Origin of the sequence: Pseudomonas putida (assembly GCF_004357765.1) — a bacterium.
GTDB lineage: Bacteria > Pseudomonadota > Gammaproteobacteria > Pseudomonadales > Pseudomonadaceae > Aquipseudomonas > Aquipseudomonas putida_U.
In genome coordinates, this window is the sequence record NZ_SMTE01000002.1 from 1 (window position 1) to 15,447 (window position 15,447).

A 15,447-nucleotide genomic window follows, 5' to 3' on the forward strand; every position below is an offset into this window, starting at 1 on the left:
AAGGAGTTTTTCGTTCCGACTGCGTTGGAAGTGGTGCGCATTATAAGGGGATTCGAAACGGCGTCAACACCTATTTTCAAGAAAATCAGATATTTAGCCAAAACCCCAAAAAGCAAAGCGGGGAGGCCTGTCGGCCTTCCCGCCTCTTCCCTCCTTGCTTAAAGGCTAGGGAACGCGAACTGCGAAGCTTCATGGCTGGCCCGTTGCGGCCAACGCTGGGTGATCGCCTTGCGGCGCGTATAGAAACGCACACCATCCGGGCCGTAAGCATGCAGGTCACCGAACAGCGAACGCTTCCAGCCACCGAAGCTGTGGTAGGCCACCGGCACCGGCAGCGGCACGTTGACACCCACCATGCCCACTTCGATCTCATCACAGAACAGCCGCGCTGCCTCACCATCACGGGTGAAGATGCATGTACCGTTGCCATACTCGTGATCGTTGATCAGCTGCATGGCCTGCTCCAGGCTATTCACCCGCACCACGCACAGTACCGGCCCGAAGATTTCTTCCTTATAGATGCGCATTTCCGGCGTCACGTTGTCGAACAGCGTGCCGCCTACGAAGTAACCATCTTCATTGCCGGGGACTCGGTACCCTCGGCCATCCACCACCAGCTTGGCACCGGCGGCCAGACCGTCATCGATATAGCCCACGACCTTGTCACGGGCGGCGGCAGTCACCAATGGCCCCATGTCCAGGCCACAGGAGGTGCCAGCGCCGATCTTCAGGGCCTTGATCTGCGGCTCCAACTTGGCGATCAACGCATCGGCAACCTGGTCACCCACGCACACCGCGACCGAAATCGCCATGCAACGCTCACCACACGAACCATAGGCGGCCCCCATCAGGGCACTGACTGCATTGTCCAGATCGGCATCGGGCATCAGCACCGCGTGGTTCTTGGCACCGCCAAGGGCCTGCACACGCTTGCCGCGCTTGGTGCCTTCGGCGTAGATGTACTCGGCGATAGGGGTCGAGCCGACGAAGCTCAAGGCCTTGACCTCCGGCGCCTCGATCAGCGCATCCACCGCTTCCTTGTCACCGTGCACGACGTTGAGGATGCCCTTGGGCAGCCCGGCCTCCAGCAACAGCTGGGCGATGAACAGGGTCGAGCTCGGGTCACGCTCGGAAGGCTTGAGGATGAACGCGTTGCCACAGGCAATGGCCAGCGGGTACATCCACAGCGGAACCATGGCCGGGAAGTTGAACGGAGTGATACCCGCCACCACGCCCAGCGGCTGGAAGTCGGACCAGGCATCGATGTTCGGGCCGACGTTACGGCTGTACTCGCCCTTGAGGACTTCGGGCGCAGCGCAAGCGAATTCGACGTTCTCGATACCGCGCTTCAACTCGCCAGCAGCATCTTCCAGGGTCTTGCCATGCTCTTCGCTGATCATCTGCGAAATACGCGCTTCGTTCTGCTCGAGCAATTGCTTGAAGCGGAACATCACCTGGGCACGCTTGGCCGGTGGGGTATTGCGCCACGCAGGGAACGCCGCCTTGGCCGAGTCGATGGCTTCCTGGACCGTGGCCCGGCTGGCCAGTTCGACCTTGCGCACAGCCTGGCCGGTGGAAGGGTTGAAGACATCGGCGGTGCGTTCGCCCTTGCTGACCAGTTCGCCGTGAATCAGGTGCTGAACAATGCTCATGGGGACTCCATATATAAGAAGGGTAAGGCTGGCCCTTGATTCGAGCCAGCCAGACAAGGCCGGGGATCAGGCGATCTGGTTCAACGCTTCGCCGACCGCATCGAACAGACGGTCCAGCTCCTGCGGCTGGGTGTTGAAAGTCGGACCGAACTGCAGGGTGTCGCCACCGAAGCGAACATAGAAGCCAGCCTGCCACAATTTCATCGCCGCTTCGTATGGACGCACGATAGCGTCACCATCACGGGCCGCGATCTGGATAGCACCCGCCAGGCCGTAGTTACGAATGTCGACCACGTTCTTGGTGCCCTTGACGCCGTGCAACAGTTTTTCGAAGTGCGGCGCCAGCTCGGCTGCCGACTGCACCAGACCCTCTTTCTGCAGTAGATCCAGCGCGGCGATACCTGCAGCGCATGCCACCGGGTGCGCCGAGTAGGTGTAGCCGTGCGGGAATTCCACAGCGTACTCCGGGGTCGGCTGGTTCATGAAGGTCTGGTAGATCTCGCTACTGGCGATTACCGCGCCCATGGGAATGGCACCGTTGGTGACCTGCTTGGCGATGCACATCAGGTCGGGGGTCACACCGAACGCCTCGGCGCCGGTCATGGCGCCCATACGGCCGAAACCGGTGATCACTTCGTCGAAGATCAGCAGGATATTGTGTTGGCTGCAGATCTCACGCAGGCGCTTGAGGTAGCCCTTGGGCGGCGGCAGAACACCGGCCGAGCCCGCCAGCGGTTCAACGATCACTGCGGCAATGTTGGAGGCGTCATGCAGCTCGATGAGCTTGAGCATTTCGTCGGCCAGGGCGATGCCGCCCTCTTCCGGCAGGCCCTTGGAGAAGGCGTTGACCGGCAGCACGGTGTGCGGCAGGTGGTCGACGTCGAGCAACTGGCCGAACATCTTGCGGTTGCCATTGACGCCGCCCAGGCTGGTGCCGGCGATGTTCACACCGTGGTAGCCACGGGCCCGACCGATGATCTTGGTCTTGGTCGCCTGGCCTTTCAGGCGCCAGTAGGCACGGACCATCTTCAGCGCGGTGTCGGCGCACTCCGAGCCGGAGTTGGTATAGAAGACGTGATTGAGGTCCCCTGGGGTCAGCGCAGTGATCTTTTCGGCCAACTGGAACGACAGCGGGTGACCGAACTGGAAGGCCGGAGAGTAGTCCAGAGTACCGACCTGGCGTGCCACCGCCTCGGTGATTTCCTTGCGAGTATGGCCAGCACCACAGGTCCACAGCCCGGACAGCGCATCGAAGATCTTGCGCCCCTTGTCATCGACCAGGTGATTGCCTTCGGCGGCAACGATTAGACGCGGGTCGCGCTGGAAGTTGCGGTTGGCGGTGTAGGGCATCCAGTGGGCATCCAGCTTCAGCTGGCTGGCGATCCCGATGGGGGCGGTGACGGGCTGGTTCATCGGCGGTTCCTCGAAACACGATTAAGCAACGATGGATGTTGTTGCAGCTAAATTGGCACGGGGATAAAGTCTGAAAAACCCTGCATTTCTAACCTTCAGATCGATCCAGGCTAAACAATGAGTCGACGCCCCGACCCCCTCGCGCAAGTCAGCGATTTCGACATCCGGTTGTTGAAGATCTACCGCAGCGTCGTCGAGTGCGGAGGCTTCTCTGCCGCCGAGAACGTACTGGGCATCGGCCGCTCGGCCATTAGCCAGCAGATGAACGACCTCGAGCAACGTCTGGGCTTGCGCTTGTGCCAACGTGGTCGCGCCGGCTTCTCGCTGACCGAGGAGGGCCGCGAGGTATACCACTCGGCACTGCAGTTGCTGAGCGCGCTGGAAACCTTCCGCACCGAGGTCAACGGCCTGCACCAGCACCTGCGCGGCGAGCTCAACATCGGCCTGACCGACAACCTGGTGACGCTGCCGCACATGCGCATTACCCATGCCCTGGCCGAACTCAAGGATCGTGGCCCGGAGGTCCGCATCCAGATCCGCATGATCGCCCCCAGTCAGGTCGAGCAGGGCGTGCTCGATGGCAGCCTGCACGTGGGCGTGGTACCGCAAACCAGCCCGCTCTCGGGCCTTGAATACCAGCCGCTGTACAGCGAGCGCTCGCTGCTCTACTGCGCCGTTGGGCATCCGCTGTTCTACGCCGATGACCAGCAGCTGGACGATGCCCGGCTCAATGCGCAGGAAGCGATCGCCCCGACCTTCCGCCTACCCGCGGACATCCAGGCGCACTACCAGTCGCTCAACTGCACGGCCAGTGCCTCGGACCGCGAAGGCATGGCGTTTCTGATTCTCACCGGCCGCTACATCGGCTACCTGCCGGACCACTACGCCACCTTTTGGGTCCAACAGGGTCGGCTGCGCGCACTCAAGCCCGGCCAGCGCTTCTATGACCTGGGCCTGAGCTGGGTCACGCGCAAAGGCCGACGACCGAATCTGGTGCTGGAGAGCTTCCTCGATAGTCTGGCCGCGACACGCTGATAGCTGTACGTGACGCTAGTGCTTGTCTCCTGAGCACAGGCAGGTAATCTTGTCCGACATCCGTTATTACCGCCGCTACGGAATCGTCCATGACCCTTGAAGTCCCAGCGCACCGCCTCTCCGCCTCGGGCAAGCCCGCCGGCCGCATCCGCCAGAAGAACGAACAGGCCATCATCCAGGCCGCCGAAGACGAGTTCGCCCGCCACGGTTTCAAGGGCACCAGCATGAACACCATCGCGGTGAAGGCGGGACTGCCCAAAGCCAACCTGCATTATTACTTCACCAACAAGCTGGGCCTTTACATCGCCGTACTCAGCAACATCATCGAGTTGTGGGACAGCACGTTCAATACTCTGAGCGTCGATGACGACCCTGGCGAGGCCCTGAGCGCCTATATCCGCACCAAGATGGAATTCTCCAGGCGTAACCCACAGGCCTCGCGGATCTTCGCCATGGAAGTGATCAGTGGTGGCAGTTGTCTGACCGAGTACTTCAGCGCCGACTACCGCGAGTGGTTCCGTGGCCGGGCCGCAGTGTTCGAGGCCTGGATCGCGGCCGGCAAGATGGACCCGGTCGATCCGGTGCACCTGATCTTCCTGCTCTGGGGCAGTACCCAGCACTACGCCGACTTCGCCACCCAGATCTGCCAGGTCACCGGCCGCAGCCGCCTGACCAAGCAGGACATGGAAGATGCGAGCAACAATCTCATCCACATCATTCTCAAGGGCTGCGGCATCCAGCCGAGCGTCTGACCGCCTCCTATGCCTTCTACCCTGTTAGACCTCTGCGAGTTTCGCGAGGAAATTCGCAAGAGCCGCTTCATCACCCTTGCCGGGCCGATCAGCAACGCCGCCGACGCCATGAGTTTCATCGAGCGCCACAGCGATCTGGCCGCCACCCACAACTGTTGGGCCTGGAAACTCGGCGCACAGTACCGTAGCAGTGACGACGGTGAGCCGGGCGGAACAGCCGGGCGACCGATCCTGGCGGCCATCGAGGCGCAGGACTGCGACCAGGTAGTGGTGTTGGTGATCCGTTGGTACGGCGGTATTCAGCTTGGCACCGGTGGACTGGCACGGGCCTATGGCGGAGGTGCCAACAAATGCCTGCAACAGGCCCCCAAACGCCTGTTGGTGCAGCGCAGTGAATTCACCTGCAGCTGCAGTTTCAGCGAGTTGGCGTTACTCAAGCTGCGCCTGGCGGAAGTTGACGGGCTGGTGCTGGACGAGCAGTTCACCGCCAATGGTGTCGACCTGATCATCGCCTTTGGCGAGACGCACCTGACCCTGCTGCAACAGCAGCTGGCCGACCTGAGCCGCGGGCGGATTATCTTGCAGAGCCGCTGAGCGTTTGCTCACAACTACTGTGGGCCTGCCTGTGGATAAGCTTGGGGCATTCTTACACAAGCCTGTAATATCAAGGCTCCCACGGCTTTGATCATTTTTTGATCATAGCTGTCGAGTACGCCAAGCCCCTGATCGGTCAAGCTTTGTTATCCACATGCCTGGCGACCAGCGGTTCGTCGCACACCACGCTTTCACACATTTACTGTGGAACAGCCTGTGGATAACCCGTTAGCCAACAAGCCAGGCGCCCGCCAGGCCAGGCTCAAAGCTGCTTGGTTATTTTTTGACCACCCGCGAAACAAGCGCCTTCGCCTCGGGTGCATTATCCTGAACACCCTTACTCACCGATCAAGGAGCGTTTGCCATGGCAACTTCACGAACCGCCCTCATCATCGGCGCCTCCCGCGGGCTCGGTCTTGGCCTGGTAGAGCGCCTGCACGAAGACGGCTGGAACATCATCGCCACCGTGCGCGACCCGGCCAAACCCGGAGCACTGGGCGAAGTCCCGGGCGTTCGCATCGAACAACTGGAAATGAACGACACCCACCAACTCGACAGCCTCCAGCGGCGCCTGCAAGGCGAAGTGTTCGACCTGGTGTTCGTCAACGCCGGCGTCATGGGCCCGTTGCCCCAGGATCTGGAGCGAGTCGAGCGTTCGGACATCGGCGACCTGTTCATGACCAATGCCGTGGCGCCGATCCGGGTGGCCCGGCGTCTGGCTGGCCAGATACGAGAAGGCAGCGGCGTGCTCGCGTTCATGAGCTCGATACTGGGTTGCGTGGCCATTCCCGATGGCAGTGACCTCTGCCTGTACAAGGCGAGCAAGGCAGCTCTGAACTCGATGATCAACAGCTTCGTCACCGAATTGCAGCGCCCGGATCTGTGCGTGCTGGCCATGCACCCCGGCTGGGTCAAGACCGACATGGGTGGAGAAAATGCCGAGATCGACGTTCCCACCAGTACTCGCGGCATGCTCGAACAGATCAAGGCCCAGGCTGGCCGGGGTGGTCTGCGCTTCATCAACTACAAGGGCGAAGCCCTGACCTGGTGAATTGAAAGGCGCGCGGCGAGGCAGTAGACTCAGTGCCTCGCCCCTCGCGGCGGACCTGGATCAGCAGACAGGGCAACACTGAGCTGGCTAACCCTGAACCCACTTTCAGAGGAGCCGGCACCATGCCTGCGACCCGTACCTGGTTGAAATCTCCCCTTGCCATCTTCACGGCCAACGGCAGCGATGCCCGTGGCGGCCTGGTCATCGAGAATGGCCGCATCAGCGAGCTCCTGGCCAGCGGCCAGAGCCCCAGTGCCCCCTGTCAGCAAGTCTTCGATGCCCGCGAGCATGTGATCCTGCCTGGCCTGATCAATACCCACCACCACTTCTACCAGACCCTCACCCGTGCCTGGGCCCCTGTCGTCAATCAACCGCTGTTCCCCTGGCTCAAGACCCTGTACCCAGTCTGGGCGCGCCTGACGCCCGGCAAGCTGGCACTGGCCAGTGAAGTCGCCCTGGCCGAACTGCTGCTATCGGGATGCACGACTGCAGCCGATCACCATTACCTGTTTCCCCAAGGTCTGGACAATGCCATCGACGTGCAAGTCGAGGCAGTGCGCAAGCTGGGCATGCGCGCCATGCTCACCCGCGGCTCGATGAGCCTGGGCGAAGCCGACGGCGGCTTGCCGCCGCAACAGACGGTACAGCAAGGCGAGGTGATCCTGGCCGACAGTCAGCGACTTATCCACAGCTATCACGAACGTGGTGACGGCGCGCAGATCCAGATCGCCCTGGCGCCCTGCTCGCCATTCTCGGTCACTCCAGAGATCATGCGTGCAAGCGCGAGCCTGGCCGAAGAACTGGACGTACGCCTGCATACCCACCTGGCCGAAACCCTCGACGAGGAGTCGTTCTGCCTGCAGCGCTTCGGCCTGCGTACCGTCGACTACCTCGACAGCGTCGGTTGGCTCGGCCCGCGTACCTGGCTCGCCCATGGCATTCATTTCAATCCCGATGAAATTGCCCGCCTGGGCGCAGCAGGTACGGGCATCTGCCATTGCCCGAGCTCGAACATGCGCCTGGCTTCGGGCATTTGCCCAAGTGCCGAGCTGGAGGCGGCAGGGGCCCCCGTGGGCTTGGGCGTCGATGGGTCGGCATCCAATGACGCTTCGAACATGATCCTCGAAGCGCGCCAGGCTCTCTATCTGCAACGTCTGCGCTACGGTGCCGAACAGATCACCCCGGAGCGTGCACTGGGCTGGGCGAGCCGAGGTTCGGCGCGCCTGCTCGGGCGCGAGGACATCGGTGAACTGGCGCCAGGCAAGCAGGCTGACCTGGCCCTGTTCAAACTCGACGAACTGCGCTTCTCTGGCAGCCACGACCCACTCTCGGCGCTACTGTTGTGTGGCGCCGACCGCGCCGACCGAGTCATGGTCGGTGGGCAGTGGCGGGTCATCGACGGCCAGATCGAAGGGCTGGATGTGCGCGGACTGATCGCCGACCACCGCCAGGCTGCTGCTGAGCTGATCGCTGGTTGAACCTCCAGGGGCCTTACCGGGCGCATTGTCCGGCAAGGCCCTGTAGAATGAGCCCAAACGTACCTGATTCGAGATCGCTTTATTTATGTATGACTGGTTGAACGCCCTGCCCAAGGCCGAATTGCACCTGCACCTGGAGGGATCGCTCGAGCCCGAGCTGCTGTTCGCCCTCGCCGAGCGCAACAAGATCGCCCTGCCCTGGACGGACGTCGAAGCCCTGCGTGGCGCCTACGCCTTCAACAACCTGCAGGAATTCCTCGACCTGTACTACCAAGGCGCTGACGTGCTGCGTACCGAACAGGACTTCTACGACCTGACCTGGGCCTATCTGCAACGCTGCAAGGCACAGAACGTTATCCACACCGAGCCGTTCTTCGACCCGCAGACCCACACTGACCGCGGCATTCCGTTCGAGGTGGTGCTCAATGGCATCAACCAGGCCCTCAAGGATGGCCGCGACCAGCTGGGTATCAGCAGCGGCTTGATCCTCAGCTTCCTGCGTCACTTGAGCGAAGACGAAGCGCACAAGACCCTCGACCAGGCACTGCCTTTCCGCGATGCCTTCATTGCCGTGGGCCTGGACAGCTCCGAAATGGGCCATCCGCCGAGCAAGTTCCAGCGCGTGTTCGACCGCGCCCGCGACGAAGGCTTCGTCGCCGTCGCCCATGCCGGCGAGGAAGGCCCGCCCGAATACATCTGGGAAGCCCTGGACCTGTTGAAGATCAAGCGCATCGACCACGGCGTACGTGCCATCGAGGACGAACGCCTGATGCAGCGCATCATCGAGGAACAGATCCCTCTTACGGTATGCCCGCTATCCAACACCAAGCTGTGCGTATTCGACCACATGAGCCAGCACAACATTCTCGACATGCTCGAGCGTGGCGTGAAGGTCACGGTCAACTCCGACGATCCGGCCTACTTCGGCGGCTACGTCACCGAGAACTTCCATGCGTTGCACACCCACCTGGGCATGACCCAGGATCAGGCCCGTCGCCTGGCACAGAACAGCCTGGACGCGCGCCTGGTGTGAGCCTGCCGGCAACGTTGGCATGGACGCCGACGTTGTGCTCACCCCGCCTGCAACGTCTGCACCCGGGCGATGCGATTGATCTGCTGCACCCCAAGCGCACAGATATGCAATGCCCGGGTCCCCTCGGGCTCGCGGATCCAACCCGACTGCAAGAACAACCGGAGCAGCGCCTGCCCCAGACTGCCCCCCAAGTGCGGGCCCTGGTCGCTCCACTCGCTACAGTGGCAGATCACGCAGCCACCCCGCTGGCGCGCTGCCAGGGCCTCGATGTAGACACCGATGCTCGCCAGTTGGACTCGTCCTTCGTCACTGACCCTAAGTTGTCGCTCATTGCCTTCGAGCCAACCTGCCGCCACCAGCCGCTGGTACAACTCGGCAGCCAGTTCTCCACCCAGATGTTCACCACAGCGCCGTGCGCGGCGCAGTGACATCGGTAACTGCACCGTGCCGTTCTGGCGTTCGCCACCGCCCAATTGCACGCTGGCCAGTGCTTCCACCGCCGCCCCCACCTGTGGCGTAGCCAACCTGAAGTAACGTTTGCGCCCCCGCGCTTCCAGCCTGAGCAGTCCGGCCGACGACAACAGCGACAAGTGCGCGCAGGCCGACGATGCGCTCAGACCGGCCATGACGGCGATCTCGTCGGTCGGCCGTGGCGTACCATCGATCAACGCCCACAACATCGCACTGCGTTTGGGATCGGCCATCAGGCCGGCAATCTGACTGATACTGCTCACTGCATTCATGATGCTGGAACTCTCCCTGAAAGATCATGGCTGGTCTCCAATGGCCAATGCAGGCAACGCAACCTGCCCGCACTTCAGCGACAGCGCCTGAAGAGGGAAACCTGTCTCGCTGATGCTGACCGAGGCGCCAGTATAAGCCGCGCCGGACGGCTGGCTGTTAGGCGAAAAAGCGGGCGATCGGCGGATAAACGCCGAGGGTAGGCTCACCCAGGAGGTTTCTACTGGAGCACTCGATGAGCCAGACAGGCGGCAGCTTGCACAAGCGATGACATGGCCGACACATTGCTTCCGCAAATAAGGCAGGTTAAAGCGAAGGATCTACATCGCCCTTCGCCTTTGGAGCAGGACCCAAAGCCCAGCGACGACCGTCAGTCCGGCGATCTACGGCGCCCATGGCACAGGTTTGGGGCAGCGCTACACTACAGCCTCCGCTCCCCATTCTCGAAGGTATGCCGCAATGAAAATTGTCGTCAGTGCTTCGAACCAGAGCCCCACCCCCCGTTGGCAGGTGAGGCTCGACGAGCACGTGGTGAATTTCCGCAGCGAGGCCGAAGCACGCGCCTTCGTCGCTACGCTCGAAACCCGACTGAATGCGCCCCACGTCCTTACGCAGCAAGCCTCCTGGCCTGCAGACGCCGGGTCAGCAGCGCGACACTGACCACCAGTGCACCGCACAGGCTGATGACCAGGCTCATCGGCACAGCGCTGCCATCGTGCAGCAGCCCCACCAGCGCCGCGGCACCCGCCGCGACACTGAACTGCAGACAGCCCATCAGTGCCGAAGCGCTTCCAGCTCTGTCCCCCTGCCCGTTCATGGCGCAGGCGGCGGCGTTGGGGATGATGCAACCCAGGCTGGAAATGCACACGAACAGCGGAACCAGCAGCATCCACAGGTGCGCCGGGCGCGAGGCCGCGACCGCCAGCAGCAGCACTCCAGCCGCCAGGTAGACACCTACCGCACGCACCAGCAGCCAGCCCGGTCCGCGCCTGGAGAGCAACCTCGCATTAACCTGGGCGACCAGGATGAAACCGGCTGCGTTAGTGCCGAACAACCAGCCGAAGTGTTCGGCCGGCACGCCATAGAGCTTGATGAAGATGAACGGCGAACCGGCGATGTAGGCGAACATGCCGGCCATGGCGATACCGCCGGTGAACGCATGGCCCAGAAACACCCGGTCACTCGCCAAACGCAGGTACTGGCGCAGCGCTCCCGACAAGGGCTGGCGCGGCACGTGGGCCGGCAGGCTTTCCGGCAAGCCCAGGCTCACCGCCAGCAGGGCTGCAGCGCTGAACAGGCCCAAGACAAGGAAGATCGACTGCCAACCGGCCAGATTGACCAACGCGCCACCGAGCATCGGCGCCAGGATGGGCGCTAGCCCCATCACCAGCATGAGCTGCGAGAACACCTTGGCCGACCCCACCGCGTCACAGTTGTCGCTGACGATCGCCCGCGACAGGACCATACCCGCACATCCCCCCAGGGCCTGGACGAAACGAGCCATGATCAGCGTGTCGAGATTGGGTGCATAGGCACAGGCCAACGATGCCAGGGTGAACAGCGTCACGCCGAACAGCAGTGGCTTACGTCGGCCAAATCGGTCGGCTATCGGGCCATAGGCCAGTTGGCCGATCGAAAGCCCCAGGAAATAGACAGCCAGGGTGGACTGTACGTGTTGTTCATCGGTGGCGAACGCCTGTGCCATGGCCGGGAAGGCAGGCAGGTAGAAGTCGATCGCCAGAGGCCCGAACGCACTGAGTGCGCCCAGGATCAGGACCATTCGAAGGTTCATGGATAATCCATAGCAAGCTAAGCAAACCACTCATTCTACCTGCTGTGGACCCCTCCGGGATGAAAACATTTGCGCCAGACAAGGGGCTGGGATCAGCCCCCGTCGGTTACGCCGGAGTCGCCGCGTAACCCTCCTCGCGAATCGCCGCCAACAGGGTTTCGCTCGGCAGGGTACTCTGCACCCTGACTTGCTGGCCCGCCAGATCGACCTCCACCTGCGCCTGGGCATCAAGATTCTGCAGCGCGCGGGTGACAGCCTTCACGCAATGGCCACAGGTCATGCCTTGTACATTGAACACTTGCATGGACTCGCCTCCTTCAGGGTTTTGCGCAGTTTCAAGCTTGCCACTAGGTCAAGGTCAAGTTCTGTGGCCAACGGTCGGGGTGGAAATCCGCGCGCGGGTCGGCCAAGCTGCGCCATTGACGATTTTTGCAAGCAGGAGATTCATCATGTTCAAGGCAGCAATAGGCCTTGTCGGGTTACTCGGTGCACTGGCCGCCGTGCCGCCGGTCAACGCCGAAGGAAACTCGGAGTACGGCGTGCTGATCATTTCCCGGGAACGCCTGGAAGTGGCCACTAGCTGCGAAATCGGCATCTACCTCAACGACCAACTGGCCGGTCGCCTGTTTCAGGAACAGTCGACGTCTTTCAATCTGCCGCCCGGATCGGTAGATGTGCGGCTGCGCCTGCTGCCTGGCCAGGCGCCCGGTTGCGCCCCAGGCGTCGAGGACCAGCGCAGCACGCGCCTGACCCTGCACGCCGGGCAGATCAGCAAATACCGCATTGCGGTGAGCCCGGCGGGCTTCGAGCTCAAGCGAGCCAATCTGGGCTATTGACCTTGACCGCATGGCAAGGTTGAAGCTGGGGGCCTGAACAAAGGAGCTGTGCCATGCCCGCATCCACAACTTTCGACCTCCCCATCTCCGGCATGACCTGCGCCAGTTGCGCTGGGCGTGTCGAACGCGCCTTGCGCAAGGTCAACGGCGCCGAGCAGGTCAGCGTCAACCTCGCCAGCGAACGCGCACGGGTCCAGGCGCCGGCCGACAGTCTGCCCGCCCTGGTCGCCGCGGTCCGCGATGCCGGCTACCAGGTACCCAGCCGCACCGTCGAACTGCAGGTCGCCGGCATGACCTGCGCCAGTTGCGTAGGCCGCGTCGAACGTGCCCTGGGCAAGCTCGACGGGGTCGAACAGGCCACGGTCAATCTGGCCAGCGAGCGCGCCCACGTCGAAGTGCTCGCCGGGGTCGACGACAACCAATTGATCGCCGCCATCGAAAAGGCCGGCTACAGCGCCAGCCTGGCTCACGCCCATCAGGATGAGCAGACCGATGCCCGCCGGCGCTTGCGTCGCGAGCGCCTTGCCGTGGCAGCGGCCCTGCTGCTGGCCTTGCCTCTGGTGCTGCCGATGCTGGTGCAGCCGTTCGGCGTGCACTGGATGTTGCCGGCCTGGGCGCAGTGGCTACTGGCGACGCCGGTGCAGTTCATCCTCGGCGCCCGGTTCTATGTGGCCGCCTGGAAGGCCGTGCGCGCCGGCACCGGCAACATGGACCTGCTGGTGGCCCTGGGCACCAGCGCCGGATATGGCCTTAGCCTCTATCAATGGGCCCAAGCGCCAGTCGGTCATGCACCGCACCTCTACTTCGAAGCCTCTGCCGTGGTCATTGCCCTGGTGTTGCTTGGCAAATACCTGGAGAGCCGCGCCAAACGCCAGACCGCCAGCGCCATCCGCGCCCTCGAGGCCCTGCGACCTGAACGCGCCTGGCGGGTAGTCGACGGTCAGGAAGAGGAAGTCGCCATCAGCCAGTTGCGCCTGGGCGACCTGGTCGTGGTGAAACCCGGCGAACGCTTTCCGGTCGATGGCAGCGTCGAAGATGGCAGTAGCCATGCCGACGAAGCCTTGATCAGCGGCGAAAGCCTGCCGGTGCCCAAGCGACCGGGGGACAACGTCACCGGCGGTGCGATCAACGGCGAGGGTCGACTGCTGGTGCGCACCCTGGCCTTGGGTACCGAGACCGTGCTGGCGCGCATCATTCGTCTGGTCGAGGATGCCCAGGCGGCCAAGGCGCCGATCCAGAAGCTGGTAGACCGCGTCAGCCAGGTCTTCGTCCCAGCGGTGCTGGTGCTGGCGCTGCTCACCCTGTTCGGCTGGTGGCTGGCTGGCGCGCCGCTGGAAACTGCGTTGATCAACGCCGTCGCCGTGCTGGTGATCGCCTGCCCCTGCGCCTTGGGTCTGGCTACCCCGGCGGCGATCATGGCTGGCACCGGGGTCGCCGCACGCCACGGTATCCTGATCAAGGACGCCGAGGCCCTGGAGCGGGCCCACGCTGTGAACCGCGTTGTCTTCGACAAGACCGGTACCCTCACCTCCGGCAGCCCGACGGTGGTGCATAGCCAGGCCGTGGTCGGCGATAGCGATCAGTTGCTGATGCTCGCTGGTGCCCTGCAACGCGGTAGCGAGCATCCGCTGGCCAAGGCCGTGCTCGCTGCGTGCGCCGAACGCGGCTTGCAGGTACCAAGCGCCGAACACAGCCAGGCCCTGACCGGCCGCGGCATAGCAGGTACCGTGGAGCAACGTGAACTGGCCTTGGGTAACCGCCGCCTGCTCGACGAAAGCCACCTGCCCGCCGATGACCTGGCGACCCAGGCCGCGCATTGGGAAGCCGAGGGACGCACCCTGTCATGGCTGATCGAGCGGGGCAGCCAACCCCGAGTACTGGGCCTGTTCGCCTTCGGCGACAGCCTCAAGCCCGGGGCCGAGGCAGCCATCGCCGCGTTGCATGCAAGGCACATCAGCAGCCACCTGCTGACCGGCGACAATCGCGGCAGCGCCAGGGTGGTGGCCGAGCAGTTGGGCATCGACGATGTGCACGCCGAAGTGCTGCCCGCCGACAAGGCGGCGACCGTGGCGGCGCTCAAGCGAGACGGTGTTGTGGCGATGGTCGGCGACGGCATCAACGATGCCCCGGCCCTGGCCGCAGCCGATATCGGCATCGCCATGGGCGGCGGCACCGATGTCGCCATGCAGGCCGCCGGCATCACGCTGATGCGCGGCGATCCGCGCCTGGTCCCGGCCGCTCTGGAAATCAGCCGCAAGACCTACGCGAAAATTCGCCAGAACCTGTTCTGGGCGTTCATCTACAACCTGGTGGGCATCCCCCTCGCCGCGCTCGGCTACCTCAACCCCGTACTGGCCGGTGCGGCCATGGCGCTGTCGAGTGTCAGCGTGGTGAGCAACGCGCTGTGGCTCAAGACCTGGAAACCCGCCCAAGACCCCCAGGAGGCACCATGAACATTGGCCAGGCGGCACGCCGAACCGGGCTCAGCACCAAGATGATCCGCTACTACGAATCCATCGGCCTACTCAAGCCGGCCACCCGCAGCGACAGCGGCTACCGTCTTTACCAAGCGCAGGACCTGCACGTCCTGGCCTTCATCAAGCGCTCGCGCGACTTGGGCTTCTCCCTGGACGAGGTCGGCAAGCTGCTGGCACTGTGGCAGGACCGCCAGCGCGCCAGCGCTGATGTCAAGGCTCTGGCCGTGCAGCACATCGATGCCCTCAATCAGCGTATCGAGGAATTGGTAGGGCTGCGCGACACGCTCTCTGAACTGATCACCCATTGCCAAGGCGACGACCGCCCCGATTGCCCGATTCTAAAGGACCTGGCCAACGGCGGTGAGTGCTGCCGATGAGCCCGAAAGGGCTTTTTGGTATGCCATATTAGCCTAAACGCGACACCTTCCTCTCTCCCCACGCCTTCGCCCCATAAATACGGGCATCGACGCTCAATCAAACCGGAATGCTGCCGATGCAGTGTCTACCTGCCTCGCGTGTCGAAAAAAATAAATTCCGGGAGCGTCGATGAACATCAAACAGAAACTGACCTGGGCCTTCGCCGTCATCGCCGG

Annotated in this window: 14 protein-coding genes; 9 read left to right on the top strand and 5 right to left on the bottom strand. The window is 63.1% G+C overall.

Features of this window, described 5'->3' with window-relative positions:
• Positions 1–158: 158 nt before the first annotated feature.
• Together E2H86_RS02565 and E2H86_RS02570 are read right to left on the bottom strand one after the other, a co-directional pair.
• Positions 159–1,652: a CoA-acylating methylmalonate-semialdehyde dehydrogenase gene (locus tag E2H86_RS02565; RefSeq protein WP_133324421.1), complete on the bottom strand. Its 1,494-nt coding sequence runs from the start codon at positions 1,650–1,652 to the stop codon at positions 159–161.
• Between the two features lie 66 nt (positions 1,653–1,718).
• On the bottom strand, positions 1,719–3,065 hold the full coding sequence (locus E2H86_RS02570) for an aspartate aminotransferase family protein (RefSeq protein ID WP_133324423.1): 1,347 nt from the start codon (positions 3,063–3,065) through the stop codon (positions 1,719–1,721).
• Positions 3,066–3,182: 117 nt separating this feature from the next.
• On the opposite strand from E2H86_RS02570, the gene E2H86_RS02575 reads away from it, so the two are divergent.
• The 6 genes from E2H86_RS02575 (at position 3,183) to E2H86_RS02600 (ending at position 9,008) form a co-directional block, all read left to right on the top strand.
• Complete coding sequence (locus E2H86_RS02575; RefSeq protein ID WP_133324425.1) at positions 3,183–4,100, top strand: LysR family transcriptional regulator; 918 nt, start codon at positions 3,183–3,185, stop codon at positions 4,098–4,100.
• 89 nt (positions 4,101–4,189) lie between these two features.
• On the top strand, positions 4,190–4,852 hold the full coding sequence (locus E2H86_RS02580; RefSeq protein ID WP_133324427.1) for a TetR/AcrR family transcriptional regulator: 663 nt from the start codon (positions 4,190–4,192) through the stop codon (positions 4,850–4,852).
• A 9-nt stretch (positions 4,853–4,861) separates the two neighbouring features.
• Positions 4,862–5,446, top strand: a complete 585-nt coding sequence (locus E2H86_RS02585) for an IMPACT family protein (RefSeq protein WP_133324429.1) — start codon at positions 4,862–4,864, stop codon at positions 5,444–5,446.
• 364 nt (positions 5,447–5,810) lie between these two features.
• The gene (locus E2H86_RS02590; RefSeq protein WP_133324431.1) at positions 5,811–6,497 is read left to right on the top strand and encodes an SDR family oxidoreductase; all 687 of its coding nucleotides are present in this window, start codon (positions 5,811–5,813) and stop codon (positions 6,495–6,497) included.
• A 122-nt stretch (positions 6,498–6,619) separates the two neighbouring features.
• Entirely contained in the window at positions 6,620–7,975 is a 1,356-nt protein-coding gene (locus E2H86_RS02595) for an 8-oxoguanine deaminase (protein WP_133324433.1), read from the top strand.
• Between the two features lie 85 nt (positions 7,976–8,060).
• Positions 8,061–9,008 carry an adenosine deaminase gene (locus E2H86_RS02600; RefSeq protein WP_133324435.1) on the top strand — a complete coding sequence of 316 codons (948 nt, stop codon included), beginning with the start codon at positions 8,061–8,063 and terminating at the stop codon, positions 9,006–9,008.
• Positions 9,009–9,046: 38 nt separating this feature from the next.
• On the opposite strand, the gene E2H86_RS02605 is transcribed toward E2H86_RS02600, so the two are convergent.
• The 3 genes from E2H86_RS02605 to E2H86_RS02620 all read right to left on the bottom strand — a co-directional run bounded on the left by E2H86_RS02605 (position 9,047) and on the right by E2H86_RS02620 (position 11,845).
• The gene (locus tag E2H86_RS02605; RefSeq protein ID WP_133324437.1) at positions 9,047–9,751 is read right to left on the bottom strand and encodes an ArsR/SmtB family transcription factor; all 705 of its coding nucleotides are present in this window, start codon (positions 9,749–9,751) and stop codon (positions 9,047–9,049) included.
• Between the two features lie 605 nt (positions 9,752–10,356).
• Positions 10,357–11,541, bottom strand: coding sequence for a multidrug effflux MFS transporter (locus tag E2H86_RS02615; RefSeq protein WP_133324441.1), 1,185 nt, complete (start codon positions 11,539–11,541; stop codon positions 10,357–10,359).
• Positions 11,542–11,647: 106 nt separating this feature from the next.
• Positions 11,648–11,845, bottom strand: coding sequence for a heavy-metal-associated domain-containing protein (locus E2H86_RS02620; RefSeq protein WP_133324443.1), 198 nt, complete (start codon positions 11,843–11,845; stop codon positions 11,648–11,650).
• Positions 11,846–11,990: 145 nt separating this feature from the next.
• Here E2H86_RS02620 and E2H86_RS02625 point away from each other — a divergent pair, with 145 nt between their 5' ends.
• Genes E2H86_RS02625 through cueR form a run of 3 tightly spaced genes read left to right on the top strand, consistent with a single transcriptional unit; the run spans position 11,991 to position 15,231 of the window.
• Positions 11,991–12,377 carry a hypothetical protein gene (locus E2H86_RS02625; protein WP_133324445.1) on the top strand — a complete coding sequence of 129 codons (387 nt, stop codon included), beginning with the start codon at positions 11,991–11,993 and terminating at the stop codon, positions 12,375–12,377.
• 53 nt (positions 12,378–12,430) lie between these two features.
• Positions 12,431–14,830 (top strand): heavy metal translocating P-type ATPase, encoded by a 2,400-nt coding sequence (locus E2H86_RS02630; RefSeq protein WP_133324447.1) that lies wholly within the window; start codon positions 12,431–12,433, stop codon positions 14,828–14,830.
• Positions 14,827–15,231, top strand: a complete 405-nt coding sequence (gene cueR / locus E2H86_RS02635; protein ID WP_133324449.1) for a Cu(I)-responsive transcriptional regulator — start codon at positions 14,827–14,829, stop codon at positions 15,229–15,231. Before E2H86_RS02630 ends, cueR begins: the two co-directional genes overlap by 4 nt.
• The last annotated feature ends 216 nt before the right edge of the window (positions 15,232–15,447 follow it).

Excerpts from the sequence above, each read along its gene's own strand:
- E2H86_RS02625 (WP_133324445.1), top strand. The coding sequence starts at position 11,991 with ATGTTCAAGGCAGCAATAGGCCTTGTCGGGTTACTCGGTGCACTGGCC.
- E2H86_RS02630 (WP_133324447.1), top strand. The coding sequence starts at position 12,431 with ATGCCCGCATCCACAACTTTCGACCTCCCCATCTCCGGCATGACCTGC.
- E2H86_RS02600 (WP_133324435.1), top strand. The coding sequence starts at position 8,061 with ATGTATGACTGGTTGAACGCCCTGCCCAAGGCCGAATTGCACCTGCAC.
- cueR (WP_133324449.1), top strand. The coding sequence starts at position 14,827 with ATGAACATTGGCCAGGCGGCACGCCGAACCGGGCTCAGCACCAAGATG.
- E2H86_RS02615 (WP_133324441.1), bottom strand. The coding sequence starts at position 11,541 with ATGAACCTTCGAATGGTCCTGATCCTGGGCGCACTCAGTGCGTTCGGG.
- E2H86_RS02590 (WP_133324431.1), top strand. The coding sequence starts at position 5,811 with ATGGCAACTTCACGAACCGCCCTCATCATCGGCGCCTCCCGCGGGCTC.
- E2H86_RS02585 (WP_133324429.1), top strand. The coding sequence starts at position 4,862 with ATGCCTTCTACCCTGTTAGACCTCTGCGAGTTTCGCGAGGAAATTCGC.
- E2H86_RS02565 (WP_133324421.1), bottom strand. The coding sequence starts at position 1,652 with ATGAGCATTGTTCAGCACCTGATTCACGGCGAACTGGTCAGCAAGGGC.
- E2H86_RS02620 (WP_133324443.1), bottom strand. The coding sequence starts at position 11,845 with ATGCAAGTGTTCAATGTACAAGGCATGACCTGTGGCCATTGCGTGAAG.
- E2H86_RS02575 (WP_133324425.1), top strand. The coding sequence starts at position 3,183 with ATGAGTCGACGCCCCGACCCCCTCGCGCAAGTCAGCGATTTCGACATC.
- E2H86_RS02595 (WP_133324433.1), top strand. The coding sequence starts at position 6,620 with ATGCCTGCGACCCGTACCTGGTTGAAATCTCCCCTTGCCATCTTCACG.
- E2H86_RS02570 (WP_133324423.1), bottom strand. The coding sequence starts at position 3,065 with ATGAACCAGCCCGTCACCGCCCCCATCGGGATCGCCAGCCAGCTGAAG.
- E2H86_RS02580 (WP_133324427.1), top strand. The coding sequence starts at position 4,190 with ATGACCCTTGAAGTCCCAGCGCACCGCCTCTCCGCCTCGGGCAAGCCC.
- E2H86_RS02605 (WP_133324437.1), bottom strand. The coding sequence starts at position 9,751 with ATGAATGCAGTGAGCAGTATCAGTCAGATTGCCGGCCTGATGGCCGAT.